25 protein-coding genes and 1 tRNA gene are annotated in these 26,182 nt (G+C 65.5%); 11 read left to right on the top strand and 15 right to left on the bottom strand.

Annotated features, from left to right (window positions below; genetic code table 11):
- The first annotated feature begins 183 nt into the window (after positions 1–183).
- Positions 184–756, top strand: coding sequence for a hypothetical protein (locus ACZY08_RS27320; protein ID WP_463747743.1), 573 nt, complete (start codon positions 184–186; stop codon positions 754–756).
- A gap of 16 nt (positions 757–772) precedes the next feature.
- On the opposite strand, the gene ACZY08_RS27315 is transcribed toward ACZY08_RS27320, so the two are convergent.
- Positions 773–2,518, bottom strand: a complete 1,746-nt coding sequence (locus ACZY08_RS27315) for an arylsulfatase (protein ID WP_463747742.1) — start codon at positions 2,516–2,518, stop codon at positions 773–775.
- Between the two features lie 152 nt (positions 2,519–2,670).
- Between ACZY08_RS27315 and ACZY08_RS27310 the strand changes: the two genes are divergently transcribed.
- Both ACZY08_RS27310 and ACZY08_RS27305 read left to right on the top strand, forming a co-directional pair.
- Entirely contained in the window at positions 2,671–3,384 is a 714-nt protein-coding gene (locus tag ACZY08_RS27310) for a hypothetical protein (protein WP_463747741.1), read from the top strand.
- Positions 3,381–3,740, top strand: a complete 360-nt coding sequence (locus tag ACZY08_RS27305) for a hypothetical protein (RefSeq protein ID WP_463747740.1) — start codon at positions 3,381–3,383, stop codon at positions 3,738–3,740. The genes ACZY08_RS27310 and ACZY08_RS27305 overlap by 4 nt, the downstream gene beginning before the upstream one ends.
- A 28-nt stretch (positions 3,741–3,768) precedes the next feature.
- On the opposite strand, the gene aspD is transcribed toward ACZY08_RS27305, so the two are convergent.
- Together aspD and aspT are read right to left on the bottom strand one after the other, a co-directional pair.
- Positions 3,769–5,409: an aspartate 4-decarboxylase gene (gene aspD / locus ACZY08_RS27300; RefSeq protein WP_463747739.1), complete on the bottom strand. Its 1,641-nt coding sequence runs from the start codon at positions 5,407–5,409 to the stop codon at positions 3,769–3,771.
- A gap of 27 nt (positions 5,410–5,436) precedes the next feature.
- Positions 5,437–7,161 (bottom strand): aspartate-alanine antiporter, encoded by a 1,725-nt coding sequence (gene aspT / locus ACZY08_RS27295; RefSeq protein WP_463747738.1) that lies wholly within the window; start codon positions 7,159–7,161, stop codon positions 5,437–5,439.
- 351 nt (positions 7,162–7,512) lie between these two features.
- Here aspT and ACZY08_RS27290 point away from each other — a divergent pair, with 351 nt between their 5' ends.
- Complete coding sequence (locus tag ACZY08_RS27290) at positions 7,513–7,746, top strand: hypothetical protein (protein WP_463747737.1); 234 nt, start codon at positions 7,513–7,515, stop codon at positions 7,744–7,746.
- Positions 7,747–7,816: 70 nt separating this feature from the next.
- On the opposite strand, the gene ACZY08_RS27285 is transcribed toward ACZY08_RS27290, so the two are convergent.
- From ACZY08_RS27285 to ACZY08_RS27245, 9 genes are all read right to left on the bottom strand, one after another.
- Positions 7,817–7,890: transfer RNA gene (locus ACZY08_RS27285), tRNA-Pro, on the bottom strand.
- Positions 7,891–7,926: 36 nt separating this feature from the next.
- Entirely contained in the window at positions 7,927–8,913 is a 987-nt protein-coding gene (locus tag ACZY08_RS27280) for a sulfite exporter TauE/SafE family protein (RefSeq protein ID WP_463747736.1), read from the bottom strand.
- Between the two features lie 243 nt (positions 8,914–9,156).
- Positions 9,157–9,924, bottom strand: coding sequence for a sulfite exporter TauE/SafE family protein (locus ACZY08_RS27275; RefSeq protein ID WP_463747902.1), 768 nt, complete (start codon positions 9,922–9,924; stop codon positions 9,157–9,159).
- 32 nt (positions 9,925–9,956) lie between these two features.
- Positions 9,957–11,372, bottom strand: a complete 1,416-nt coding sequence (gene der, locus ACZY08_RS27270) for a ribosome biogenesis GTPase Der (RefSeq protein WP_463747735.1) — start codon at positions 11,370–11,372, stop codon at positions 9,957–9,959.
- Positions 11,369–12,055 carry a (d)CMP kinase gene (gene cmk / locus ACZY08_RS27265; protein ID WP_463747734.1) on the bottom strand — a complete coding sequence of 229 codons (687 nt, stop codon included), beginning with the start codon at positions 12,053–12,055 and terminating at the stop codon, positions 11,369–11,371. The genes der and cmk overlap by 4 nt, the downstream gene beginning before the upstream one ends.
- The gene (locus ACZY08_RS27260) at positions 12,052–12,792 is read right to left on the bottom strand and encodes a pseudouridine synthase (RefSeq protein ID WP_463747733.1); all 741 of its coding nucleotides are present in this window, start codon (positions 12,790–12,792) and stop codon (positions 12,052–12,054) included. Before ACZY08_RS27260 ends, cmk begins: the two co-directional genes overlap by 4 nt.
- A gap of 1 nt (position 12,793) precedes the next feature.
- Positions 12,794–13,531, bottom strand: coding sequence for an SMC-Scp complex subunit ScpB (gene scpB, locus ACZY08_RS27255; protein WP_463747732.1), 738 nt, complete (start codon positions 13,529–13,531; stop codon positions 12,794–12,796).
- 8 nt (positions 13,532–13,539) lie between these two features.
- The gene (locus tag ACZY08_RS27250) at positions 13,540–14,418 is read right to left on the bottom strand and encodes a segregation/condensation protein A (protein ID WP_463747731.1); all 879 of its coding nucleotides are present in this window, start codon (positions 14,416–14,418) and stop codon (positions 13,540–13,542) included.
- Positions 14,415–15,299, bottom strand: coding sequence for a ParA family protein (locus ACZY08_RS27245; RefSeq protein ID WP_463747730.1), 885 nt, complete (start codon positions 15,297–15,299; stop codon positions 14,415–14,417). The genes ACZY08_RS27250 and ACZY08_RS27245 overlap by 4 nt, the downstream gene beginning before the upstream one ends.
- A gap of 183 nt (positions 15,300–15,482) precedes the next feature.
- On the opposite strand from ACZY08_RS27245, the gene ACZY08_RS27240 reads away from it, so the two are divergent.
- The 7 genes from ACZY08_RS27240 to ACZY08_RS27210 are packed head-to-tail and all read left to right on the top strand — an operon-like array spanning position 15,483 to position 22,843.
- Entirely contained in the window at positions 15,483–17,186 is a 1,704-nt protein-coding gene (locus tag ACZY08_RS27240) for a thiamine pyrophosphate-binding protein (RefSeq protein ID WP_463747729.1), read from the top strand.
- Complete coding sequence (locus tag ACZY08_RS27235) at positions 17,167–17,832, top strand: SRPBCC family protein (protein ID WP_463747728.1); 666 nt, start codon at positions 17,167–17,169, stop codon at positions 17,830–17,832. Before ACZY08_RS27240 ends, ACZY08_RS27235 begins: the two co-directional genes overlap by 20 nt.
- Before the next feature lie 8 nt (positions 17,833–17,840).
- A complete protein-coding gene (locus tag ACZY08_RS27230) occupies positions 17,841–18,872 on the top strand; it encodes a 3-oxoacyl-ACP synthase III family protein (protein ID WP_463747727.1) in 1,032 nt (343 codons plus the stop codon).
- On the top strand, positions 18,860–19,903 hold the full coding sequence (locus ACZY08_RS27225; protein WP_463747726.1) for an aminotransferase class I/II-fold pyridoxal phosphate-dependent enzyme: 1,044 nt from the start codon (positions 18,860–18,862) through the stop codon (positions 19,901–19,903). Before ACZY08_RS27230 ends, ACZY08_RS27225 begins: the two co-directional genes overlap by 13 nt.
- A 34-nt stretch (positions 19,904–19,937) precedes the next feature.
- On the top strand, positions 19,938–21,290 hold the full coding sequence (locus tag ACZY08_RS27220) for a cytochrome P450 (RefSeq protein ID WP_463747725.1): 1,353 nt from the start codon (positions 19,938–19,940) through the stop codon (positions 21,288–21,290).
- Positions 21,287–22,039, top strand: a complete 753-nt coding sequence (locus ACZY08_RS27215; RefSeq protein WP_463747724.1) for an O-methyltransferase — start codon at positions 21,287–21,289, stop codon at positions 22,037–22,039. Before ACZY08_RS27220 ends, ACZY08_RS27215 begins: the two co-directional genes overlap by 4 nt.
- Positions 22,040–22,093: 54 nt before the next feature.
- Positions 22,094–22,843 carry an O-methyltransferase gene (locus ACZY08_RS27210; RefSeq protein WP_463747723.1) on the top strand — a complete coding sequence of 250 codons (750 nt, stop codon included), beginning with the start codon at positions 22,094–22,096 and terminating at the stop codon, positions 22,841–22,843.
- Here the strand turns inward: ACZY08_RS27210 and xerD are convergent.
- Genes xerD through ACZY08_RS27195 form a run of 3 tightly spaced genes read right to left on the bottom strand, consistent with a single transcriptional unit; the run spans position 22,840 to position 26,181 of the window.
- The gene (gene xerD, locus ACZY08_RS27205) at positions 22,840–23,796 is read right to left on the bottom strand and encodes a site-specific tyrosine recombinase XerD (protein WP_463747722.1); all 957 of its coding nucleotides are present in this window, start codon (positions 23,794–23,796) and stop codon (positions 22,840–22,842) included. The genes ACZY08_RS27210 and xerD overlap by 4 nt on opposite strands.
- Positions 23,793–24,413, bottom strand: coding sequence for an NUDIX domain-containing protein (locus ACZY08_RS27200; protein WP_463747721.1), 621 nt, complete (start codon positions 24,411–24,413; stop codon positions 23,793–23,795). The genes xerD and ACZY08_RS27200 overlap by 4 nt, the downstream gene beginning before the upstream one ends.
- Positions 24,406–26,181 (bottom strand): CTP synthase, encoded by a 1,776-nt coding sequence (locus ACZY08_RS27195; protein ID WP_463747720.1) that lies wholly within the window; start codon positions 26,179–26,181, stop codon positions 24,406–24,408. Before ACZY08_RS27195 ends, ACZY08_RS27200 begins: the two co-directional genes overlap by 8 nt.
- Position 26,182 lies beyond the last annotated feature (1 nt).

The following is a 26,182-nucleotide window of genomic DNA, read 5'->3' as shown; positions in this document are numbered from 1 at the left end:
CACCTCGCGTTCCCCTGACACCAGCGAGCGTCAAGCCGCGGTTGACGCATGAACGCCGAACTGGTTGCCATCGACAGCACCAGACAACTTCGCGATTCCGGGGATCGTTCCGCCCGCCGGTAGGGTCCGGTCCTCGTGGGTAGACACCAGTTGAAAAAGGATCGGCGCCGCCGATCCGCAGCCGTGGCAGCGGTCGTCGTGCCTGCCGTCGCACTCATCGTCGTCGGCGCAGACACCGGACCGGCCCCCCAGGCCGACGCCGCAGCTGTCGCAGCCCCCGCCGTCACGCCGGCCGCCGCGCCTGCGGCACCAGCAGTACCGGCCGAGCGCGCCGTGCGACGGAACATGAGGTTCCCACTGCCCGCCGGCCGGGCCTCCGAAAAAGGCCTACAGGTGGAGACCATTCTGGCGGCCCGCGCGGTCAGCGCACGATTCCCCCAAATTCTGGACATCGGCGGGGTCCGGGCCGATTCGATGAAGTGGCACCCCAACGGACTGGCGATCGACGTGATGATCCCGAACTACGCCACCCCGGAAGGCAAGGCGCTCGGAGAACGGATCGTCGCGTATGCCCTGGACAATGCCGACCGGTTCGGTGTGAACCACGTGATCTTCCGTCAGCACATCTACTCCCGCGGCAGGGCACCCAGGATGATGTCGGACCGCGGCGGAATCACCGCCAACCACTTCGACCATGTGCACATCGCCACCAACGGCGGCGGATTCCCCACCGGACACGAAACGTATCTGACGTAGCCCTGCGGGCTGTGGCTCAGTTACCGGTGGGCAGCGCGATGTTGAATCCGTCTGCCGCAAGTTGCTCTCTGAGGAACTGGAATCTCTGGTACTGCGTGACGGTGATCGGGCCCGAATAGCCTTCGCTCTGAAGTTTCCGTGGCGGGTACTTCAGGTAGGTCTGCATCAGCTCCTTGATCGCCTCGTTGATGGTCACGAGGGTCCAGGTGTGTTCGGTGTAGTTGTTCATGAAGATGTCGTAGCGTTCCTGCGGGTCCTGCCAGAGATCGAAGATCTGCGGGACGGTCGCGACGTACGCTTCCGCACCTTTCCAGCCCAGGTTGGTGTCGACCGCCAGGCCGCCCGTGCTTGCGCCGTTGTCACCGCGCAGGTTGAAGACAGCCTTGTAGTGGCCGACGCGCACCGCCCCCGGCGTCAGTTCGTTCTCACTGAAGTAGAACCATGACTTGCGCTCCGACTTGCCCGATCCCAACAACACCGGCGACATGTCCTGGCTGTCGAAGATGATCGGTTCGCCTTCGCGATCGTTCTCCGGCAATTGCACGCCGGCCAGCGCGGCGAACGTCGCCAGGTAGTCGAGGCCGCCGACGATGTCGGAGTTACGTGATCCCGCCTTGACCCCCGGGCCCCAGGCGATTGCCGGAACGCGATTGCCACCCTCCCGCACCGTGCCCTTGGTGCCGCGAAACGGTGTATAGCCGGCGTCGGGATAGACGTCCTGCCAGGCGCCGTTGTCCGTCGTCCAGAACACGTATGTGTTCTTGTCGAGGCCCAGCGAGCGGATCTTGTCCATGATGCGGCCGATCCGGGTGTCGTTCTCCACGATCGAATCCGCATACTTCGACTTCGAGAGCGACTTGCCCTTGAAATCGGGGTGCGGCATGTTCGGCTGATGCACCTTCATGAAGTTGACGTGCAAGAAAAATGGGGATTCGGACTTCGCGTTGTCGTCTAGGTATTCGAGCGCGTCCTGCTCGACATACTCGTCGTAGAACGGAATCCCCACGATCCCTTTCTCAGGTGTGTTGACGTATTGGCCGTTGACCTTGAACTCCTCTTTGGCCTTCTCGCCCGCTTTGCCCGACAGCGCCCCCTGAGTCACGCGCGCGAACATCTCCCGAAGTTCCTCGTCCATGTCCGGGAACCATTCCGGGTCGGCGTAGGTGTATGCGTTGAGGTGATACAGCCCGCAATGCCGCATTTCGTCGTAACCGTGCGCGGTGGGCAGCGCATAGTCGGATTCACCGAGGTGCCACTTGCCGGTGAAGAATGTCTTGTAATCGGCGGTCTTGAGCACGGACGCAAGAGTCCACTCGGCCGCCGGCAACCCGCCGCCCTGGCCCTGGAAGGCCACGGTCGTCATGCCGCTGCGATTCGGGATACGTCCGGTGAGCATCGCCGCGCGCCCGGGGGTGCAACTCGGTTGGGCGTAGAACGACAGGAACTGCATGCCTTCGTCGGCCATTTTGTCGAGATTGGGGGTGGGCATTCCTCGGTTTTCGCCACCTCCGTACACGCCTGCATCGCCGTAACCGAAGTCATCGGAGACGATGAGAACAATGTTCGGCTTGGTATTGCCTGACTTTTCTGCCATGTGTACCTCCGGTGACGTGCAGTCAGCTCGCTGGCTGCAGATTGCCCTCATCGATCGACGACGAGGCCGTGGGCGAGGAGACACGCCCTGTCTGGTCCATACCCCCGCCACCTTGCCATCAATCCGGGATCGGCGGAACCAAGACCGATTATTCGCGTGTCGCACCACCAAAATCGTTGTCTCTCATCCGAAAAGGGTGAGACGAAGAAGTAGAATCGGCGCCGGACGCAGGCCCCGGCCTGTCGCGCGCCATGCAGCGAATTCGGGCGTCGTCGGCGCGCCGGAGCCGGCATCGTACTCAATGGCGAGATGATGCAGATGTGGTTGTTGATGCGAATGTGACCAATGACGTGCCGGTACCCGAGCATCCCAGTTCGGCGTCAGAGCAGAAGCGGGTCTGGTCGATGCCCAAGCCTGCAGTGACGCGAACGCAGGCCGACAGGGTCGGACAAATCGCGCTCAACGCCGGCACGGCCGTCCTCGGGTTCATCGCCGACATCGCCCGATTTGGCGCTCGTGGGTTGAGGCAGGCGTCGCGTGCGATCGAGACTGTGCCGCCGGCCGTACGCCTACTGACCGTGGTGGGCGTGACCATGCTCCTGGGCATTGTCGGCGCCATCGCGCTACCGAGCTCACTCGGCCTCGCCTGCATCGTCGTGGTGGTCCCGGTGTGCTCGTTCGCCCTCGGCGCGCTCGGGCACCGTTGGTACAGCGGACTCGACGTGCAACCCGCGCCGCGGGTGGAAGGCCCGACCGCCGGACCCTCGACGCCGGAGCTGCAGCGGTCGGTCGAATATGTCGACAAGAAGCTCGCGATCGCACTCAACGCATTCGGCGCCGAACGTCAACAACACGCGATGATCGCGCTGTTTCAGGCCAAGACGGCCGTCGAGCTCACGCTCGGGACAGAGCAGGACGCGGTGAGCCACATCGACGCGCTGCTGTCCGTGGAGGATCACGAGGCACGGCCGCGAATCCGGCCCGGCTCCGCGTCCAGATCCTTGCGAGAAAGCAATTCCCTGGCGGCCTCATGAACAACGGACACACCCTCTCCGGCCAGGTCGCGCTCATCGAGGACGACTACACATTGGTCATCAATCGTGGCGCTGAGGCAGGTGTCGTGCCAGGCATGATCTTCGCCGTGCACTCAGAGTCGGGCCAGGTGATCACCGACCCCGAATCGGGCCGGGAATTGGGCAGACTCACGCGCGAGAAGCTTCGAGTCCGGGTGTTCGATGTGCAGCCACTGTTCTCCCGCGCACACACATTCGCCAGAACCGACGACTTCTACGGCCTGTTCCAGGCCACGGCCGTGGTCACGATAGACGTCGGCGACAGCCTCGAACTGGTGCCCGACGAAGCCGAACCTATTCGGGCCACGTCCGGATAGTGGCCCGGACCCCAGCGAGTTTCGGCCCTCAGCCCTTGTCGTCTCGGCTCTCCCCGTATTCGGCGAGGTACTGCTCACACACTGTGATCATCGCCGCTCCGATCTCCTCGTACTGCTTGTCGCGCAGGTTCGCCAACGAGACCCGGATCGACCACTCAGGCCCTTCGAACCCCCCGCCGTTGAGCAGCACCACACCGGTCTGCTCGGCCAACCTGAACAGGATGTCCGTGGGCTCGTAGTTGGCCTTGACGAACTCGATGAACTTCGGATCCGAGGTGCGCTCCGCGGCCCACACCAGGAAGTCGAGTTCGACGTAGTAGGCGACCCGGTTCGGGTCGGGGTCGATGTCGATCTGCATGCCGCGCTGTAACGCCTTGTATCTCCTGGCAATCAGCGCCTGCGCCTGGTGCTTGTAGTAGTCCTCCTTGTCCAGCAGGCAATAGGCGGAGAACAACAGCATCTGGCACTGTTGGGGCAGCGACAGCCCCGCGGTGTGGTTGAGCGCCACATTGCGGCTGTCGGCCACCAAGCGGTCGATGAACTTGATGTTGCGCGGTGTCAACGTCAATGGCGCATAACGCTTGTCAAGATGGATCTTGTCCTCCTCCGGCAGCGCGGCCAGCTTCTCGTCGAGCACGTTGTCGGCGGGGATGCCGATGGTGCCCAGCCGCCAGCCGGTGGCGCCGAAGTACTTCGAGAACGAGTAGACGGTGATGGTGTTGCGGGGCGCGGCGCCCATCAACGATTGGAAGCCGTCGATGAACGTGCCGTAAACGTCATCGGTGATGACGATGAGGTCCTGCCGCTTGGTGTTGACGATGTCGGCGATCCGCTCAAGGGTCCCGGGCGCAATCCGTACCGAAGGGGGGTTCGTCGGGTTGACGCAGTAGAGAATCTTGATGTCCGGGTCCAGCAGCTTGTCGATTTCCGAGTCGGGGAACTGCCAGGAGTGTCGGCCGTCCTCGAAGGTGCCCGACGCTTCGATGTAGACGCGCTCGAAATCGAACTCGTCGAGTTCCGTGATCTCCAGATAGGGCGTGAAGATCGGCACCATCAGCGCAACCTTGTCGCCGCGGTGCATCAGGCGATTGAGCATCAGCGAGTCGAAGATGTAACACATCGCCGCGGTACCGCCCTCGACGGCGAACAGGTCGTAATCACCGAGTTCCTTGCCGGGCACCAGTTCCTGCATCAGGTAGCGCTTGGTGATCTCGTGGTTGTGCTTGAGCATGCGGTCGGGTTCGGGATAATGGTCGCCGATGATCGAGTCAGCCAGCTCCCACACGAAAGAGTCTGCGTCGAAACCGCATTCGTCCACGCCGTAGGCCAACGTCTGGGAGAGCAGTTTGATCCCCGGCTGCCCCTTGTGGTCGGCCAACCACGCCCGGAACCGGTCCGCGATGCCGGTCTTCTGTGGCACGCCGACGAGTTCGTGATCCCACTCCCGGTCGGCACGAGATTCTTCGAGCGCGAACGTTCCGAGGGCGAAGAATGCCTCCCGCGGGGTGGTGGCGATGAAGTTGGGATTGCCGCGGCCGGCGTTGAGCATGTGGAACGTCGAGCGCTCCTCGAGTTCGTCGGCCAGTTCGATCAGCTTGGACTTGAGTTCGAACGGCGAGAGCTGCTGAAGTTCGACGATCTCCTCACGGGAGATGTGCTCAAAGGTCATCGAAGGTCCTCTCAGGGATCGTGTCGGCTAAGCCATGAATGCGACGACGACAGCGCCGCCGATGGATAGGAAAATGTTCCCGATGGCGTAGGGCACCGTGAAACCCAGCAGGGGCACACTGGATTTCGCGGCCTCGCGCACCGATCCGACCGCTGCCGTCGTGGTCTGCGCGCCGGTCAGCATGCCCAGCGTCAGTACCGGATCGAACTTGAAGACGTACCTGGCCATAAACGTCATCACCACCAGGGGCACCATCGTGACCACCACGCCGGCCAGGAACAGGGAGACACCGTAGTTCTGCAGCCCTTTGATGAAGCCGGGGCCCGAGGTGATGCCCACGATGGCGATGAACGCGGTCAGGCCGACGCCTTCGAAGAACCACTGTGCGCCAGGGGGAATGCGGCCGAAGGTGGGCGATTTCGATCGGCGCCAGCCGATCAGCAGACCCATCAGCAACGCACCCACGCTGGTGGTGAGCGACAGCGGGATGTCCTCCACCATGACGGTGGGAAGCCCGATCAGCGCGCCGACGGCGACGCCGAGGCCGACGGTCACCATGTCGGTCTCCGGTGTGGTGCGCTCCGGATAGCCAACGAGGGAAACGGCGTTCTCGACCAGGTGACGCTCCCCGACCAGACGGACCTCGTCGCCCTGCCTCAGCTTCACCTCGGAAGCGATCGGGATCTCGTGGCCGGCCCGCATGATGCGCTTGAGGTAGACACCGCGGAAGTCGGGGGCGGCGGAAGCCTGTGCGATCGTCATGCCGTCGACGCTGCGTTTGGTGAGCACGACGTCGAGTTCTTCGAGCGGATAGGACAGCAAGTCCGGGTCGTCGACCTCCTCGCACAGCTCGGCGACCGGTCCGCCGATGACCCATTCCCGCCGCCCGCTCACCGCGACGTCGTCACCCGGGAACACCCGGAGATCGGCTGCCGCAGGAACGATCTTGCCGTCGTGGCGGACCTGCGCAATGGACACGCGGCCACCGGTCGCCTGTCGCAAGAAGCTCTCGATCTCGGTGACCGTCATGCCTTCGCCGTGCCGCTCCGGCCTTCCTCGCACGATCCGATAGGACCGGCGCACGATCTGGTCATAGGCCGGTAGGACGTTGGCGACCTCCTCTTGGAAACCCAGTTTCTTCTCGAGAGCCTTCGCCGATGCCGGGAGATCCCGGATACCCAGCAGGCGGGGGGCGATGCTGCCGCAATAGATCGCCGCGCCGATGGTGCCGAAGATGTAGGTGACCGCATACCCGACCGACACCAGGTCCTGCCACTGCCTCATGGTGTCGGCGGCGATGTCGAGGTCGGCGATCGACGTCTGGGCGACACCGATGATCGCCGACTGCGTCAGAGCCCCGGATGCCAGGCCGGCCGCCAGGCCCGGATCGTAGTCGAGCACCTTGGCCAGCGCGATCACCGTGGCCAGGCCGACGACTATCAGGATGACCGTGAACACCGCCTGCGGCAGGCCGTCACCTTTGAGACCCGAAAAGAACTGCGGCCCAAGCTTGTACCCGAGTGCGAACAGGAACAGCAGGAAGAACACCTGCTTGACCACACCGTCGATGTGGATGCTGTCCCCATCTGTCTGGAACACCGCACCGATGATGACGCCACAGAGCAGCGTCGCGGTGACCGCACCGAGGCCCAGACCCCGGTACTGGAATTTCCCGAAGAAATAGCCGCCGGCCAGCGCCAGAAAGATCGGTATCTCAGGATGGTCGATGAATGCCTGCGCGATGTTGTGCAAGACGTTTCCCTACGCATGCTGACGGACAGGATTGGCAACACCGCCACCGTATTACCCGAACCCAGGTGTGTCCGGGTTTCTTTCACATCTGCCCCACTCGCAAAGACCACGGGCGGTTCGATTTGCCCTCACAGCCAAATGATTTCGCGCCCTCCACCCGTCGAACGGGAAACCCGTCGTGGGAGTAGAACCAGGATTTTCTGCCCGCATGTCGAAATCCCGGCGGCCATGACAGAAGAGTGGGATCGTACAGACATGCGATCAACAGAGGTCGTCAGGGCGTTCTCGGGCGACGTCTGGAACGCCGACGAAGCCGAGCTGTACCACTCGTTACTCACGACGTAGCGCGCTGTGCGGGCACGATTGGGGCGGCGGGCAATGGCGGCGAGCGCGCTCGCCCTATCCGCCGTCGTCAGCGCGCCGAACGCCGCGGCCGAACCGATCGCAACCTGCACCAGCGACGTTGTCGATGGCGTCGAGGTCGATTACTGCGTCGGCAACCCGAACTCGCCCGCCGACACCGTCACCGGTGTACCGGGGGTCAACGTGGACTTCGAATTCGGTTTCGGCGTCGGTCTGGGCTGACCATCAACCGGGTACGGCAAAGGCGGCCTCCGTTTTCTCGGAAACCGCCTCTGACCTGCTACTTCATCTGTCGGGCTGACAGGATTTGAACCTGCGACCACTTGACCCCCAGTCAAGTGCGCTACCAAGCTGCGCCACAGCCCGCGTGCTTCCGGCTTGCACCGGCAGCGAGTCGAAAGCTTACCGTAGAGACTCGCTTTCGCCCCAATCGCGCCCCCTGCGCGTCACCACCCGGGCGGTGTCCGGCTCGTCTGCCAGCTGTTCGTCGGCAGGCTCCTCGGCGTCGAGCTGCTCGGGCAGGTATTCCGGCGCCCGGGACGTGCGCCAGGCGTACAGGACCAACCCGGCCCAGGCGACCACGATCGTGACGTAGATGGCCGTCGAGGCCGCTCCGTGAATGCCAAAGTACTTGAGCAGCTTCTGGGCGTTGGTCAGCACGATCACGCCTCCCACTGCGGTACCCAGTAGCGCGGGGCTGACCTTCGACACCAGCCAGGCTGCGAGCGGCGCGGCCAGCACGCCGCCCACCGCCAGGCCGGCCACGACCGGGAGGTTGTGCAGGAAGTCCTGCCGCAGGCCCACCAGGAAGCCCAGCGACGCCGACACCGCCACCAGGAACTCCGACGCGCTCACCGAACCGATCACGGTGCGAGGCGCGGTCTTGCCGCGGGACAGCAGCGTGCTGGTGGTGATGGGGCCCCAGCCGCCTCCACCGGAGGCGTCGATGAAACCGCCGAACAGGCCGAGCGGGGTGAGGAACTTCGCGGTGTGCGGGGTGCTGCCCGACCGCAGGGCCGGCGGCGTGCGCAACGAGAACCGCAGCAGCACATACACACCGATGCACAGCAGGATCGTGGCCATCAGCGGCGCGGCGTCCTCGGTGGACAGCGAGGAGAGCACTGTTGCCCCGGCGAACGCGCCGATGGCGCCCGGCACTCCGAGCTTGAGCACGATGTGCCAGTCGATGTTCTTGAACCGCCAATGCGACAGACCCGACGCCAGCGTGGTGCCGACCTCCGCCAGATGCACCGCGGCGCTGGCCTGCGCCGAAGCCACCCCGCTGAGCACCAGCAGCGTCGAGGCGGTCACACCGAAGGCCATTCCGAGCGCACCGTCGACCAACTGGGCGCCGAGGCCGACGAGCGTGAAGATCAGAAGCGAACGCATGGGTTCGGCTGCTTTCGATTGTGGTCACCGCCCCGGGTGACCCGACGGAAGGTTGGGCGCGTGTCTATCGACCCGCGCGACACCACTCGTCGAAAGCCATCAACCGGCGCGACGGCCAGAAGGGCTCGAGGGCAGCCAGAGCAGACGGTGCGGTGCGGTAGGCGAGTTCAGCCACCGGTCACCCCTTCCTGCTCGACAGTTGACGTGACTTTACCTGAGGCTTCGGACAGGCAAGGCCCGGCCCTACAGGCTCAGCAACCGGTACAGGCCGATCAGTCCCACCACCACGATCACAGCGCGCAGCGCGTTCGGTGACAGCCGGCGCCCGTAGTGCGCGCCGAGGAAGCCACCGATCAACGAACCGACCGCGATCAGGCCCGCTGCTTCCCAGCTGATCCGGTCGAACGCGACGATCGTGTACGCGAGGGCAGCGACGATGTTGACCAGCAACGACAGCAGGTTCTTGGCGGCATTCATCCGCTGGATGGACTCCGGCAGCAACGCACCCATCACCGCTATCAGGAGGATTCCCTGGGCAGCGGTGAAGTAGCCGCCGTAGATGCCCACGGCGAACGTGCCGATCACCAGGATGGCCATACGACGTGGGCTGACATGGTCGGCAGACTGCCCGGACGCCTCGGCGCGCTTTCGAGCCCAGGCCTGAATCCGCGGGCCGACGACGACCAGGACCAGTGCCAGGATCAGCAGGACCGGCACCACCGTGACGAAGACCTTCTCCGGCAGGTGCAGCAGCAGCCACGAGCCCAGCCCGGCACCGATCAGCGAACCGGGTATCTGCCAGCGCAGCCGCTTCCACTGACCGCGAAGCTCGCGGCGATATCCCCAGGTACCCGACACCCCGCCGGCGACCAGCCCGACGGCATTGGACATCGTCGACGTGACAGGCGGAATCCCCAGCGTCACGAGCGTGGGGAAGGTGATCAGCGTGCCGGACCCGACGATGGCGTTGATCGCGCCCGCACCGACACCGGCCAGCGCGATCAGGATCATGTGGGTGACGGACACCCGGGCCACCCTATCGGCTAGCGCCTCTTGGGTGCTCCGCGCTTCTCGCGGACCCGGACGTTGATCCGCACCGGGCTGCCGTCGAAACCGAACTGCTCACGCAGACGGCGCTCCAGGAACCGCCGGTAGCCGGCCTCCAGGAACCCCGAGGTGAACAGCACGAAGGTCGGCGGCCGGGTGGCTGCCTGAGTGGCGAACAGGATCTTGGGCTGCTTGCCGCCGCGCACCGGCGGTGGCGTCGCTGCCACGATCTCTTTGAGGAAGTTGTTGAGCTGGCCGGTCGAGATCCGCTTGTCCCAGGACGCCAGTGACGCCTCCAGCGCCGGCACCAGCTTCTGCACCGCCCGGCCGGTCATGGCCGAGATGTTGACCCGCGGCGCCCACTGCACCTGTGCCAGTTCACGGTCGATCTCTTTGTCCAGCAGGTAGCGCCGGTCCTCGTCGACCAGATCCCATTTGTTGAACGCGACGACCAGTGCACGCCCGGCCTCGATCACCATCGACAGCACCCGCAGATCCTGCTCGGTCAGCGGCTGGGAGGCATCGATCAGCATGATCGCGACTTCGGCAGCGTCGATCGCGCCATGGGTGCGCACCGAGGCGTAGAACTCGTGACCGCTGGCCTGCCCGACCTTGCGGCGCAGACCCGCAGTGTCGACGAAACGCCAAGTCTTACCGCCCAATTCGATCAGCGAGTCGACGGGATCAACCGTGGTGCCCGCGACGTCGTGCACCACCGAACGCTCGTCACCGGCCAGCCGGTTCAGCAGTGAGCTCTTGCCGACGTTCGGCTTGCCCACGAGCGCCACCCGGCGTGGGCCGCCGCCACCGGCGCCGGCCACCTCCGAGACGGTCGGGAGCTTTTCCATCACCACGTCCAGCAGATCGGCCACGCCCCGGCCGTGCATTGCGCTGATCGGGTGCGGCTCGCCGATACCCAGCGACCACAGTGCCGTGGCATCGGACTCACCGCGCTGCGTGTCGACTTTGTTGGCCGCCAAGAAAACCGGCTTGCCCGACTTTCGCAGCATCCGGGCCGCCGCCTCGTCGGCCGATGTTGCGCCCACGACTGCATCGACCACCAGGATGATCGCGTCGGCAGTGCGCATCGCCACCAGCGCTTGGTCGGCCACCAACTGCTGCAGACCCTTGGCGTCGGGTTCCCATCCTCCGGTGTCCTGCACCATGAAGCGGCGCCCGAGCCAGTTCGCGTCATAGGACACCCGGTCGCGGGTCACCCCGGGAATGTCCTGCACGACGGCTTCGCGACGCCCCAGAATCCGGTTCACCAGAGTGGATTTCCCGACATTGGGCCGGCCGACGACGGCCAGCACCGGAGGCGGCGCGGCGGCCTCCTCGAGAACCTCGGCGACCTCGTCGCTGAACTCCCAGTCGCTCTCGTCCGACCAGGTTCCGTCACCGTCGGAGCTCATCGGCGCACCCCCGCATGCTGGGTCACCAGGTCGAGAAGGTGTGCCACGACCTGTGTTTGGTCCATATCGCTGGTGTCGACCACCACCGCATCCTCGGCCGCCCGCAGCGGGGAGACGGCCCTTGTGGAATCCAGGTGGTCGCGCCGCTGCACATCGGCAAGCACCGTCGCATAGTCGTCGGGCAGACCACTCGCGATGTTCTGGGCGTTGCGACGCCGGGCCCGCTCCTCGGCCGAGGCGGTCAGGAAGATCTTGACGTCGGCCTTGGGCAGTACGACGGTTCCGATGTCGCGGCCCTCGACCACCACACGTCCCCCCGCAGACGCCAACTCGCGCTGCAGGTCGACCAGCCGGGCCCGCACCGTCGGGACCGCAGAGACCGCGGAGACCGCGCGGGTCACCTCGTCACCGCGAATCTCGTCTGAGACGTCTTCGCCGGCCAGGAACGCGCGGTCCTCACCGGGATCCGAACCCACACCGATCACCGCACCTGAGGCCACCGCGTCGATCGCCGCGGCATCGTCCAGGTCGGCCCCGGCGCGCAGCACTGCCAGCGTGACGATGCGGTACATCGCGCCGGTATCCAGGTAGCTCGCACCCAGGGCTTGCGCCAAACCTCTTGAAACCGAAGACTTTCCGGTCCCGGCCGGTCCATCGACCGCCACCACCAGAGATCCGCTCACATTCCCACCGCCTGATAAAGCTCGCCGATTTCCTTGCGGCTGAGCGCCCTGATACTGCCCGGCCGCTGGTCCCCCAGCGCCACCGAACCGATGTCGGTGCGGACCAGCTCCTGCACCGGGAAATCCACTGCGGCCAGCATGCGCCGCACGATGCGGTTACGACCCTCGTGCAGGGTGACCCGCACCAAGGTCTTGCCGGGAACCGTGTCCACCACCGCGAAGTCGTCGACGCGCGCCGGACCGTCGTCGAGTTCGACACCGCCGCGCAGCTTCTTGCCGAGTCCGCGCGGCACCGTTCCGACCACGGTCGCCACATAGGTCTTGGGGATCTCGTACGACGGGTGCATCAGCCGGTGGGCGAGCTCCCCGTCATTGGTCAGCAGCAGCAGCCCCTCGGTGTCGGCGTCGAGCCGGCCGACGTGAAAGAGCTTCTTGTTGCCCCGAACCCGGTGTTCGACCAGATCGCCGACGCAGGGGCGGCCTTTCTCGTCGGACATCGTGGACAGCATGCCGATCGGCTTGTTGATCGCCAGGTAGACCAGCGTGTCATCGATGACCACCCGTGAGCCGTCCACCCGGATCTCCGCGACCGCCGGATCGACACGGGTGCCGAGCTCGGTCACCAATCTGCCGTCGACCTCGACCCGGCCGTCGGTGATCATCCGCTCGGCCACGCGGCGGGAGGCAATTCCCGCTTGCGACAGCACTTTCTGCAGTCGTACGCCTTCTTCAGCCATGTCAGTCCTTGTCCACGTCGAAGGCCAGCGGCTGATTGCTGCCGGATGAGCCACCGTTGAGTTTGGCGAAACGCGGCTCGTCACCGAGAGATTCGCTCAGATCGTCGATCACGTCGACATCGGGCAGCAGCGGCGCGATATCGGGCAGGTCGGTCAGCGAGGACAGGCCCAGCCGTTCCAGGAACAGCTCGGTGGTGGCGAACGTCACTGCACCCGAATCCGAGTCGGTGCCCGCCTCGGTGATCAGACCGCGCGCCACCAGGGTCCGGATCACCGCGTCCACGTTGACGCCGCGCACTGCGCTCACCCGCGCCCGGGTCACCGGCTGGCGGTAGGCCACCACGGCCAGGGTCTCCAGGGCCGCCCGGGTCAGTTTGGTCCGCGCGCCGTCAAGAAGGAGCCGCTCGACGTATGGGGCGTAGCGCGCCCGGGTGTACATCCGCCAGCCACCTGCGGCCTCGCGCAGGTCGATGCCGCTGTCCCGCGCGGCGAGCTCATCAGCCATCAGACGCAACTTGGCCATCACCCGGTAGGCAGGCTGATCGGTCGCCGAGGCCAGCGCATCCACTGTCACCGGCGTGTCCACCACCAGCAACAACGCTTCGAGGACGGCACCCAGTTCACCGTCTTCGAGCTCGGGAACCGTCGCCACATCGATGCCCAGGTCATCTCCGACCGGGAACACATCACCCGGGGCATCATCGGACCGCTCTCCGGAATCGGAGATCTCGTCAGTCATTGTTCTCGCTATTCTTCCGCATCAGCGGTTGCCAGATGTTCGCTGGTCGGCCGATCTCCGGTCCACGAAACCTGGAGCACTCCAAGCGCTTCTGGTTGCTCGAATATTACCGCTCTGGCCCGGAACAGTTCGAGCAGCGCCAGGAAGCGGCCGACGATCTGGAGTCCGTCGGTGCACTCTGCCACGAGTTCGGAGAAAGTTGCCCATTGGCCGACCCCGCGCTGTTCGAGCAGGGCGATGATCCGGTGTGCCTGTTCGGGCACCGACACCTTGGGTGCATGGATGTGGTCGATGCCGACTGTGGGCACCGGGCGTGGCGTGAAGGCGGCAGCCGCGATCTCGGCGAATTTGCCGGCGTCGACGCCGAGCATCACCTCGGGCAGCAGGTCGGAGAAGCGGTCCTCCAGCGACACCGCACGCGGATAGCTGCGCAGCGCCGCGGCCTCCAGTTCGGCGAACATCAACGCGACGTGTTTGAACGCCCGGTACTGCAACAGTCGTGCGAACAGGAGGTCGCGGACCTCGAGCAGGGCGAGGTCTTCTTCGTCGTGTACCTCACCCGACGGCAGCAGCCGGGCCGCCTTCAAATCCAGCAGCGTGGCCGCGATCACCAGGAACGTCGTGGTCTCGTCGAGTTCGAGCCGGGCGCCGATCTCCTTGGTGTACGCGATGAAATCATCGGTGACCTGGTGCAATGCCACCTCGGTGACATCAAGGCGGTGCGCGAAGATCAGCTGCAACAGCAGGTCGAACGGCCCCTCGAAGTTGGTGAGCCGAACCTTGAAGCGGTTCTGCTGATCCCCCTCGGCCGGCTCGGGCCCGACCGCGGCAGCTGGTTCGACATGATCGGCGGTCGGAGTGGCCGGGGTGTTCAGGACATCGTTCACGCGCCGAACCGGTCGATGACTTCGCGTGCCAGCGATCGGTACGCGATGGCACCGCCCGATTTGGGCGCCCAGGTGGTGATCGGCTCGCCTGCCACGCTGGTCTCCGGGAAACGGACTGTCCGGGTGATCACGGTGTCGAACACGAGGTCGCCGAAGCGCTCCACTACGCGAGCCATGACCTCGCGCGCGTTGACCGTGCGCGGGTCGTAGCGGGTGACGAGGATGCCGCTGATGGACAGTTTCGGGTTGAGCCGGTCGTGGACCTTGTCCACGGTGTCGGTCAGCAGCGCCAGCCCGCGCAGCGAGAAGTACTCACATTCGGTGGGGATGATCACACCGTCGGCACAGGCCAGCCCGTTGACCGTGAGCAGACCCAGCGACGGCTGGCAGTCGATCAGCACGTAGTCGTAGCGGTCGAGCACCGGGTAGAGGGCACGGGCCAGGGACTGTTCGCGGCCCACCTCGTTGACCAGCTGGATCTCGGCGGCCGACAGGTCGATGTTGCTGGGCACGAGGTCCATGCCGCTGACCCGGGTCTTGATCACCACGTCGTCGATCGACACCCGCGGCTCGATCAGCAGGTTGTGCACGGTGTGCTCGAGCTCGTAGTGCGGCACCCCGAGACCCGCCGACAGTGCGCCCTGCGGATCCAGGTCGACCAGCAGCACTCGACGGCCGTACTCGGCCAGGCTGGCACCCAGGTTGATGGTCGAGGTGGTCTTGCCGACCCCGCCCTTCTGATTGCACATCGCGATGACCTTGGCCGGGCCATGTGTCGAACGGGCCGGCGGCTCGGGGATGTCTCGCGGTGGCCGGCCGGTCAGGCCGAGTTCGGGTGAGCTGTGTTCAAAGAGGCCGTCGTGTGCGCTGTCGTCGTTCATACCCGACCACCGCTGGTCAGGCATCCCGCAGTATTCGCGCACATCCCGGCAAGTTTAACGTCGTCACCCTGCCAGGACGGGCAGACCCGCGGGCAGCCCGCAGTTTTGCCCTCTGGCGACAGCAAAACTTCCACAGTCGACAATCAAACCCATCCGCCCGGCCCTCGGCTCCGAACTACCGTTGTGGACAAACCGTGGGTGCCGGATTACTCCTCCGCTGTCCGAGTCGTCGACTTCATCGTCGACTACCTCGCACATGTGGGTGTTCGCCATCTGTTCGGCGTCGGCGGCGCCAACATCGAAGACCTCTATGACGCCGCGTACTTCCATACCGGGATCACCGCCGTACTGGCCAAGCATGAGTTCTCGGCAGCCACCATGGCCGATGGGTACAGCCGAGCAAGCGCCGGGCTCGGCGTGGTCGCCGCAACGTCCGGCGGTGCGAGCCTCAACCTGATCCCCGGACTGGGCGAGTCGCTCGCCAGCCGGGTTCCGGTTCTGGCCGTGGTCGGTCAGCCGCCCAGCACGCAGGACGGACGCGGCAGCTTTCAAGACACCAGCGGGCGCAACGGCTCGCTCAACGCCAAAGCCTTGTTCAGCGAGGTGTCGGTGCACTGCTCGCGCGTGCTCAGCCCCGACGAGCTCGCCGTCGAGCTGCCGCGGGCCGTCGAAGCGGCGCGAACCGGGGGGCCCGCCGTGCTGCTCATCCCCAAAGATGTCCAACAGAGCAGGCTCGCTGCTGCGCACGTCAAGCAGATCGGCGGACGTCAGTCGCCCGCCGAACCCCATGCCATCGCCGAAGCACTCGTGGCTCTCGGCGGGCCCGTCACGATCATCGCCGGCGAGCAAATCGCCCGTGACGACGCCCGCGTCGAACTCGAAGAACTACGCCTGGCCACGGGCGCACGCGTGGCCACGGTGCCCGACGCCAAGGACGTATCCGCCGCCGACCTGGGCGTGACGGGTGTCATGGGCCATCGCGGTGTGGCCGAGGCGGTCACGGCCAGTGCCATGTGTCTTCTGATCGGGACGAGGCTGCCACTGACCGCCGGCGCCGGGCTCGACGAGGCACTGGCGACGGTCCCGACTTTCTCCATCGGGTCGGCGGTGCCGTATCGGCCATGCCGCCATGTCCATACCGACGACCTGAGGGCATCGCTGGCGCAGGTGACCCGCGCCGTACGAGCAAAATCGGACCCGCACCGACAACAGATTCCCGCCCCGGTTCGGGCCGAGCTGGCCCCTCCGCCGTCTGACGGAGCCGGTGTGCGCTACCGGGATGCGATGAAGCTGCTCGACGAGGCGCTGCCCGACGACGCCGATGTCGTTGTCGACGCCGGTAACACCGGAGCCTCGGCGATTCACCATCTGCCCGCACGCCAGTCGGGACGGTTCGTCGTCGCGCTCGGCATGGGTGGGATGGGTTACAGCTTCGGCGCTGCCATCGGCATGGCCTTCGCCCGGAAGAAACGGCGCACCGTTGTCATCGCCGGTGACGGCGCCTTCTTCATGCACGGCATGGAGATACACACCGCTGTGCAATACCGGTTGCCGATCACCTTCGTGCTGTTCAACAACAACGCCCACGCGATGTGTGTCACCCGCGAGCAGCTTTTTTACCAAGACCGCTACAGCTACAACCGATTCACCGCCAGCCGTCTCGGCCAGGGTGTGGCGTCGATGTTTCCCGGTCTGACGGCTGAGGATGTCGACGCGAAAGAGCACCTTCCACAGGCACTCGCACGCGCTCTGGCCGCCGAGGGCCCATCGGTCGTGAGCATCGAGTGCTCGGCCGACGAGATTCCGCCATTTGCGCCCTTTTTAGCTCCAGCCCAATCCATTTCGATCGCACAGAAGGATCAGTCATATGTCGCTGCCCGCGCTTGAGGACATCGCCCTTCACTCCGGAACCACCACGGCCATCGACGGCATCGTCCGGATCGAAACATCGCCGCGGGAGAACGCCACTCCGATCATCATGGAGATGATGCGGTCCGTGTACCCACACGACCTGGTGTTCGGCGAATACTGCACCATCAACGACTACATCGATTGCCCGCCTGAGGATCTGTTCGATTACCTGTCGGACACGCGTTGCCTCGAGGAATGGACTTACAGCCTGCGGGGATTCCGGCCGACCGATGAGGCCGGCCTGTGGGCGGCGTATGACCGCTTGGGGACCGAGACTGAGATCTTCACTCGCACAACGGCGAACAAACAGGCTATGACCGTCGACTACCACTGTGCCTGGGATCAGGGCAAGCACCTTTGGATGGTCTATCTCATGCGGGTCGTCGATGCACAGACGGTTTTGAACAAACCGGGTTCCGTTGTGCTGTGGACCAATTGCCATCACCCGTTCTATGACAACAACCCCTACCCCGAGACTGCCCCACCCGAACGGCCGGTGTGGGTTGGTGACTTCTGGGACATGTTCGGAGCGGGCCATCTCCTGGAACTCAAAAACCTCAAGGCGATCGCCGAATACCGCCACCGCAATGGACTACCCGTGACACCGGCCTGGATGAAATGAGACCAACGATGAGCCAAACCACTGTCAGCCTGGTCGACGTCTCCACCTATCTGCCCGGCGAACCCATCAGCGCCGAGTACTACGCCCAGTTCGCCGAATCCGATGAACTGCGTGACAACCTCATGTTCCGGGCACCGAAATTCCGCCATCACGTCGCCCCGGACGAAACGGCGATCGACATGATCGAACGCGCCACAACGGGTCTCATCGAACGGCACGGGCAGGACGTCGTCGCGAACGTGGACGTGCTCATCACCCACACCCAGATGCCCGACATACCGTTCTACGGCTCCGGCGGGGGCATCGCGCACCGGCTTGGCATGCGCCCGGACTGGGTTCTCGATCTGCACAATGGCGGGTGCGCCGCGTTCGTACTGGGCATGCAGACCGCCCGCCGGCTGTTGTCGTCGGGAGCAGGAAGCACTGCGCTGGTCGCGGTCGCGCAGAATGCGGCCGGCCAGGTGTTCGACCAACCAGGGGTGCGACGTAAGGCGCAGGCCGCCGTGCCGGGCGACGGCGCAGCAGTCGGGTTGCTGACGATCTCGGACAAATCGCCGATCCTCGACGTCGAATGCCGCACTTACGGTGAGTATGCCGGCGACATGGCCATCGCGGTCGACCCGCCCCGCAAATGGTGGCAGCCGGGCCCCGGCGAAGGGTACATCGGCTTCACCGAATCCAAGATCACCAAAGTACTGGCTCGGGGAAACCGCCAAGTGCCGGAGGTCTCCTATGCGGTGTGCGACCGAATCGGCATGCACCCCAAAGACATCGACCTACTGGTCACAAATCAGCCCAACCGGGTGTTCCTCCGCAACTGGAGCGAGGCGCTTGAATTGCCGAGCGACCGGCATGTCCACACCTTCGACGAATGCGGCAACCTCTTCGCCGCAGGCATCCCGGTCAACCTCGACCGTGCCATCCAGAACGGTCAGGTGAGCGCCGGTGACACCGTATTGATGGCGGCCTTTGCCCACGCCGGCGACTTCGCCGCTGCGGCCGCGGTCCGCTGGGGCGGCAGGCTGACGTGCAACCGCTGACGCAGATCACCGCCCGCCCACACGAGGTCGTGCCAATATCGGACAACCCGTTGGCACTGTCGCTCAACGAAAATCCTTTCGCGCCACTGCCTGCCGTGCACGCGGCCATCGTCGAGGCCACCGCGTCGGCCAACCGCTATCCCGAGTTCCTGCCCGAACAGCTTCGGCGCCTCATCGCCACACACGTCGGCGTGCTCGACGAACAGGTGATCGTCGCTGCCGGAGCGACGGGCGTGATGATGCAAGTCCTGCATACGGTGACTTCACCGGGTGACCGGATCGTCCTGGCCACTCCGACGTTCGACGGGTATCCCATCTTTGCCCAGATGGCGCGACTGACGCCGGTTACGGTGCCGCTCGATCGACATGGACATCAAGATCTCGACGCCATGGCCGAGGAAGCCACCGATGCCCGCGTGGTCGTGATCTGCCGGCCCCACAACCCCACCGGTACCGTCGAAACCGCCGGACAAGTGCAGCGATTCCTGAACCGGGTGCCGTCCGACGTCGTGGTAGTAGTCGATGAGGCCTACATCGAATTCGTGCATCCCGCGTACCGTCTCGATTGCCGGGAGTTGGTCCGCCGGCACGCCAACGTCATCGTGGTGCGCACCTTCTCGAAGGCGTACGGACTGGCCGGCATGCGCACCGGTTACGGCATCTCCTCACCACGGTCGGCGCAGGCACTGTGGGCGATGCAATTGCCGTTCGGCTCCACCTTCACCAGCCTGGCCGCGGTCGCGGCGTCCTATGCCGCCGAAGACCAACTGCAGGAACGTATCCGCTTCATCACTGCGGAGCGGGCTTATCTACGCGCCCGACTCAGCGACCTCGGTGTGGCCAGCACTGATTCGCATGCAAATTTCGTCTACCTGCCTCCGGCCGGCAAACCGTGGCGCGAGGCATTCGAGGGAACCGGACTGCAGGTGCGCTCCTACAGCGACGGTGGAGTGCGAATCACTGTCGCCGGCCGCCCGTCGACCATCGCGGTGCTGGCTGCCATCGGCAAGTCGGTCGCCGCGGGTGTGTGACGAGGCGATGCCACCCCGGGTACGAAGGAGTCACATGGCAAAGTCCGGGATCACCCCGCGAATGCGGTTCGCCCACGCCGTCGCCGCCTGGTACGACGCTGAAGCCTACTTCCGCAGGCGGTCTCGTCGCGGATGCCCCTTCGGCATGGCCATACCGGGCCTCGGCGAGGTGCTCTTCGCCACCCGCTCCGAACACGTCCGCGAATTCCTCACCATTCCGTCATCGGTACTGACTCCACCGATGCCCAATCCGATCGAGCCGGTGGTCGGCGAAGGATCGATAATCCTGCTCGACGGAATGCCCCACAAGCGGGAACGGGCCCGGTTTCTGCCCGCGTTGCACGGTGAACGCATTCGCCGTTATGCCGATGCGATGGCGCGGGCAGCCGAGGAAGAGATCGAGTCCTGGCGGCCAGGCATATCGATCGACGCTCGGGACGCGGCGCAGTCGATAACACTGCGCATCATCATCCGGACCGTCTTCGGCATCGAGGACCGCGTGCGCACCGACCAATTCGTCCGCACCGTCAAGTCGATGATGCGCAACTACGTCGCGCCGTTCATGTTCTTCCCCGCGCTGCGCCGCGCCCCGTTCGGCCTCGGTCCTTGGCGACGTTTCTCGCGGCGGCGTGCGGAGCTTGACGGTCTGCTGTCCGAGCAGATCGCTCTGCGACGACGGACGGGCACCGCCGGCTACGACGACGTCCTCAGCGTCCTACTGTGCGATGACCGGGCCGGCAATCGCAGCGATGACAAGGTGCTGCAACAACTCCGGACGCTGCTGGTATCCGGACACGAGACATCGGCGACCACCGTCGCGTGGGCCCTGTTTCACATCCACGATGACGACGTCGTCCGTGGCAGGCTACTTGCCGAGCTGGCGGGCAATCCACCTCCCGAGGACATGCCCAAACTGCCCTACCTCGGCGCCGTCATCTCGGAGACGCTCCGGATGCATCCGACGGTGTCGATCGTGGTGCGCCAGCTGAAGTCGGCCATTCAGGCCTGGCAGATCCCGAGGGCTGCGGGCGACGTGATCGGCGTGTCACTGCCGGCGCTGCATGCCGATCCGGCCGTCTGGCCGGACCCACGCCGGTTCGATCCCAACCGTTTTCTGGAGCGTAAGCCACCTCCTGCTGAGTACTCGCCGTTCGGCTACGGGCACCGGCGTTGTCCTGGAGCAGCTTTCGCTTCGCTGGAGCTGTCGATCGTTCTGGGCACATTACTCAGCCGGGTCGAACTGAAGCGGCCGGACGGCGATCGAATGCGCAAACAGCCACGGTCGATTCCCCGCGGCGTCGCCGCGGTACCGAACCGGCCCATCAGGTTGCACGTCGTCCGCAAGCTACCGCCACCACCCGATACGAAACGAGGCTGGGAATCATGAGTTTGAAGCAACGCGTGCCGCTGCTGCGATGGTCCTTCTGGCGACTGGCGTTGGGCAGTCGAAACATCACGAGAACCGGACAGATCGGCGACGGACGGGAAGCCGCGGCGGTGCGGTACGTGCTCGCGAATGCTCGCCAGGGCGACATCGACGACGTTCTGGCCGCCATCGACCGATACGCCTACACCGAGTCGTTCCTGATCAACGTCGGCGACGAGAAAGGCGAGCTGCTCGACGCCGCGGTACGCCGCGCTGCGCCCGCGGTGGCACTCGAACTCGGAACCTACTGCGGCTACGGGGCACTTCGGATCGCCAGGGCAGCACCGACAGCCCGCGTGTACTCGATCGAACTGTCGCCCGACAACGCCGAAAACGCCCGACGCATCTGGGAACACGCGGGCGTCGATGACAGGGTTACCTGCGTGGTCGGGACCATCGGCGATGGTGGCCGCACTCTCGAGACGCTGGCGGATGAATACGAGTTCGGCACCGGCTCAGTCGATCTCGTCTTTCTCGACCATGACAAGAACGCCTACCTATCCGATCTCCAGAGCATCCTTGACCGCGGCTGGCTACACAGGGGCACGATCGTGGTGGCCGACAACGTGAAGCTCCCCGGCGCCCCGAAGTACCGCGCCTACATGCGCGAGCAGCAGGGTGCGAGATGGCGGACCGTCGAGCACAAGACGCATGGCGAGTACGGGTCCGTCTTTCCCGATTTGGTGCTGGAATCCGATCTCCTCGGCTGACACACGCCGAAGGAACCCTGACCTGCCGGCATCTGCCGTCCTAGGCTGTCCGTCATGAGTCTCAAACAGCGGCTGCCGTTGTTGCGGTGGTCGTTCATCCGGATGGGAATCGGCGCCAGACACTTCGCCCGCACCGGGCAATGGGGCGACGGCCGAGAGGCCGCGGCCGCCGATTATGTGGTGGCCAATGCCCGCGCCGGCGACCTCGACGATGTCATCGCCACCATCGACAAGTTCGCCTACGAGAAGTCGTTCCTGATCAACGTCGGCGACGAGAAGGGCGCGCTGCTCGACGCGGCAGTGGTCCGGGCGAACCCGCGACTGGCCCTCGAGCTTGGTACCTACTGCGGTTACGGGGCGATGCGCATCGCCCGTGCCGCGCCGACTGCCCGGGTGTTCTCGGTCGAGTTCTCCGCCACCAACGCCGAGATCGCCCGGCGCATCTGGGCCCACGCGGGGGTTGCCGACCGCATCACGTGCGTGGTCGGGACCATCGGCGACGGCGGCCGCACGCTGGACACGCTCGCGGCGGCCGGATTCAGCCCGGGCGCACTGGATTTCGTGTTCCTCGATCACGACAAGAACGCCTATCTGTCCGACCTGCAGAGCCTGCTGGACCGCGACTGGCTGCATCCGGGCTCGATCGTGGTCGCCGACAACGTGAAGTTGCCGGGGGCGCCGAAGTACCTGGCCTACATGAGCGCGCATCAGAGCTCGCTCTGGAACACCACCCATCACAAGACCCATGCCGAATATCAGACGCTGCTGCCCGATCTGGTGCTGGAGTCGGAGTACCTGGGTTAACGCGCCCGCGGGTGCGCACCCGCCCAGACCTCGCGCAGGGTGTGCACGGTGACCATGGTGTAGATCTGCGTGGTGGTCACCGAAGCGTGGCCCAGCAGTTCCTGCACGACACGCACATCGGCGCCACCGTCGAGCAGGTGCGTCGCGAACGAATGCCGCAAGGTGTGCGGTGAGACCGCCGACGCGATGCCGGCCCGCGCAGCCGCATCCTGCAACACCTGCCAGGCACTCTGACGGGACAGCCGGCCGCCGCGGGCGTTGAGGAAGATTCCGGGGGTGCCCCGGCCCCGGCGGGCCAGATCCGGACGCCCCCGCACCAGGTACGCGTCGAGCGCAGTGACCGCCGGGCGGCCGATGGGTACGAGCCGCTGCTTGCCGCCCTTGCCTCGCAGCAGCACCGAACGCGCATGTGTGTCGATGTCGTCGACGTCGAGTCCGACGGCCTCGGAGATGCGCGCGCCGGTGGAGTACAGCAGTTCCAGCAGTGCCCGGTTACGCAGCGTCAGCGGGCCGTCGGCTTCGCTCTCCCCGCCGGCGGCCTCGAGCAACGCGAGCACCTCGTCGAGGGTGAGGCTCTTGGGCAGCCGACGGCTGGGGGTGGGTGGTTTGACCCCGCGGGCGACATCGAGCTCGGTGATGCCCTCGGCCGTGGCGAACCGGTGCAGTCCACGGACGGCGACCACGGCCCTGGCCGCCGAAACCGCCGACAGCGCGGTCACCCCCGATTCGGGATCGCCCCGACGCAGGGCGATCAGGAAGTCGCTGACATCGGTCTCGGCCACCTGGGCCAAATCCCTGATGCCCCGCTGCGTCAGGTGTTCGGCATAGCGGCGCAGGTCGCGCCGGTACGAACTCAAGGTGTTGGCCGCCACGCCCCGCTCGATCGTCAGGTGATCGAGGTAGCCCTGCAGTTGGTCGTCGAGGGCCGATCGGAGGGGCGCCGGTGTTGTCATGACAGACCTTTGCGCCGCCTGAACGCCGTCGGACGGTCGGTCCACACCGATTCGACCGGTCTCAACGCCTCCGCGTCGGGCATCGCGTGGGCGGCCAGAATGCCTGCCACCGCAATGCCATTCACGATGTCGCCGGAGAACACCCGCCGCACTGCCTCCCCGAGCGGCACCCGCTCGACGATCATGTCAGCTTCCTCGTGCTCGGCCTCGGGACGGCCGATGTCGGTCAACTCCGTGGCCAGGAAGATCCGCACGCTCTCGTCGGAGAACCCCGGCGTCGAATCGAGGTCCACCAGCACCCGCCAGTGAGCGGCGGCAAGGCCGACCTCTTCGGACAGTTCGCGCGCGGCCGTCACCTCCGGAGGTTCCCCGCCCAGATCGAGGAGGCCGGCAGGCAGTTCCCAGAGCCGACGCCCCAGCGGGTGGCGATACTGGTACACCAGTACCACGTTGCCGTCCTCGTCGAGAGCCACCACGGCGACGGCACCGTAGTGCTCGACGACCTCGCGCCGGGCCGACCCGCCGCCGGGCATGCTGACCTCGTCCGCGCGCAGCGCGAAAATGTTTCCGACGTAGACGGTTTCGCTGGCCCGGGTCTCGAAGTCGTGTTCAGCCAAGAGAAGCGGCTTCGGCTTCGTCCGCCGGACTCGCGCCGGCATCCACTTCCCCGCCCGCCTCGTCGAACTGTTCGGGAAGCTCCATCCCGGGCAACCGCTCCTCGGCCTTGTAGGCCAGTGCTGCGCCGATGAATGCCGCGAACAGCGGATGCGGCCGCGTCGGGCGACTCTTGAGCTCAGGGTGAGCCTGCGTTCCGACCAGGAACGGATGGATCTTGGAGTCGTACTCCACGAACTCCACCAGGTGCCCGTCCGGTGAAGTGCCGCTGAACCGCAGCCCGCTCTCGGCGATCCGGTCCCGGTAGGCGTTGTTCACCTCGAAGCGGTGCCGGTGCCGTTCGGACACCTCGGTGGCCTGGTAGGCCTCCGACACGATGGATCCGGCCTCCAGCACCGCGGGGTACGCACCCAGTCGCATGGTGCCGCCCAGGTCGGCCTCGCCGGCGACGGCGTCCTTCTGATCGGCCATCGTGGAGATCACCGGATCCGGGGTCAACGGATCGAACTCGGCAGAGTTGGCGCCGGCGATGCCGACCGACCGGGCTGCCTCGATCACGATGCACTGCAGTCCCAGACACAGGCCGAGAACCGGGAGGCTGCGTTTGCGGGCGAAGGAGATCGCCCCGAGCTTGCCTTCGATACCTCGAATGCCGAACCCGCCGGGAATCAGCACCCCGTCGACATCGGAGAGCGCAGCCGCCGCGCCGGCTTCGGTCTCACAGTCATCGGAGGCCACCCACCGGATCTCCACCTTGGCACGGTGTTTGAAGCCGCCGGCGCGTAGCGCCTCGGCCACCGACAGATAGGCGTCCGAGAGGTCGATGTACTTGCCCACCAAGGCAATCCGCACAGTCTCGTGCGGCTCGTGCACCCGGCGCAGCAAGTCGTCCCACTCCGACCAGTCCACGTCGCGGAACGGCAGGTTGAGCCGGCGCACCACGTACGCGTCGAGTTCCTCGCGATGCAACACCTTGGGGATGTCGTAGATCGACGGCGCGTCCGGAGTGGAGATCACCCCGTCGATGTCGACGTCGCACATCAGCGCGATCTTGTTCTTGAGCGGCTCGGGCACGTCGCGGTCACACCGCAGGATCAGCGCGTCGGGGGTGATGCCGATGCTGCGCAGTGCGGCCACCGAATGCTGGGTGGGCTTGGTCTTGAGCTCACCGGACGGGGCCAGGTACGGAACCAGCGACACGTGGAGGAAGAAGCAGTTGTCACGGCCAACCTCGTGGCGCACCTGACGGGCGGCCTCCAGGAACGGCAACGACTCGATGTCGCCGACCGTGCCGCCGATCTCGGTGATCACGATGTCGGGGCGGTGACCGGTCGCGTCAGGCTCCGCCATGGCCAGGATGCGGCTTTTGATCTCATCGGTGATGTGGGGAATCACCTGCACGGTGTCGCCGAGGTACTCGCCGCGACGTTCCTTGGCGATCACCGACGAGTAGACCTGACCGGTGGTGACGTTGGCCGACTGGGACAGGTCGCGGTCCAGGAACCGCTCGTAATGGCCGACATCGAGGTCGGTCTCGGCGCCGTCCTCGGTCACGAACACCTCACCGTGCTGGAACGGGTTCATGGTGCCGGGATCGACGTTCAGATAGGGGTCGAGCTTCTGCATTGTCACCTGCAGTCCCCGCGCGGTCAGCAGCTGACCGAGGCTCGAGGCCGTCAACCCCTTACCGAGTGAAGACGCCACGCCACCGGTGACGAAGAGGTGTTTGGTGGCGGTTTGCGGGTGCTTGCGTAAGGCGGGCAAAAGCATC

This window comes from Mycobacterium sp. IDUB_9 (assembly GCF_055419505.1).
The sequence above is the reverse complement of the archived record's forward strand: the minus strand, read 5'-3'. Positions and strand labels throughout refer to the sequence as shown.

What these genes read in the sequence shown, in the direction of transcription:
- ACZY08_RS27220 (WP_463747725.1), top strand. Translation starts at nt 19,938, where the DNA reads ATGGCAAAGTCCGGGATCACCCCGCGAATGCGGTTCGCCCACGCCGTC.
- ACZY08_RS27195 (WP_463747720.1), bottom strand. Translation starts at nt 26,181, where the DNA reads ATGCTTTTGCCCGCCTTACGCAAGCACCCGCAAACCGCCACCAAACAC.
- ACZY08_RS27305 (WP_463747740.1), top strand. Translation starts at nt 3,381, where the DNA reads ATGAACAACGGACACACCCTCTCCGGCCAGGTCGCGCTCATCGAGGAC.
- ACZY08_RS27280 (WP_463747736.1), bottom strand. Translation starts at nt 8,913, where the DNA reads ATGCGTTCGCTTCTGATCTTCACGCTCGTCGGCCTCGGCGCCCAGTTG.
- ACZY08_RS27275 (WP_463747902.1), bottom strand. Translation starts at nt 9,924, where the DNA reads ATGATCCTGATCGCGCTGGCCGGTGTCGGTGCGGGCGCGATCAACGCC.
- der (WP_463747735.1), bottom strand. Translation starts at nt 11,372, where the DNA reads ATGAGCTCCGACGGTGACGGAACCTGGTCGGACGAGAGCGACTGGGAG.
- xerD (WP_463747722.1), bottom strand. Translation starts at nt 23,796, where the DNA reads ATGACAACACCGGCGCCCCTCCGATCGGCCCTCGACGACCAACTGCAG.
- ACZY08_RS27215 (WP_463747724.1), top strand. Translation starts at nt 21,287, where the DNA reads ATGAGTTTGAAGCAACGCGTGCCGCTGCTGCGATGGTCCTTCTGGCGA.
- ACZY08_RS27260 (WP_463747733.1), bottom strand. Translation starts at nt 12,792, where the DNA reads ATGGCTGAAGAAGGCGTACGACTGCAGAAAGTGCTGTCGCAAGCGGGA.
- ACZY08_RS27210 (WP_463747723.1), top strand. Translation starts at nt 22,094, where the DNA reads ATGAGTCTCAAACAGCGGCTGCCGTTGTTGCGGTGGTCGTTCATCCGG.
- scpB (WP_463747732.1), bottom strand. Translation starts at nt 13,531, where the DNA reads ATGACTGACGAGATCTCCGATTCCGGAGAGCGGTCCGATGATGCCCCG.
- ACZY08_RS27245 (WP_463747730.1), bottom strand. Translation starts at nt 15,299, where the DNA reads ATGAACGACGACAGCGCACACGACGGCCTCTTTGAACACAGCTCACCC.
- aspD (WP_463747739.1), bottom strand. Translation starts at nt 5,409, where the DNA reads ATGACCTTTGAGCACATCTCCCGTGAGGAGATCGTCGAACTTCAGCAG.
- ACZY08_RS27235 (WP_463747728.1), top strand. Translation starts at nt 17,167, where the DNA reads ATGTCGCTGCCCGCGCTTGAGGACATCGCCCTTCACTCCGGAACCACC.
- ACZY08_RS27230 (WP_463747727.1), top strand. Translation starts at nt 17,841, where the DNA reads ATGAGCCAAACCACTGTCAGCCTGGTCGACGTCTCCACCTATCTGCCC.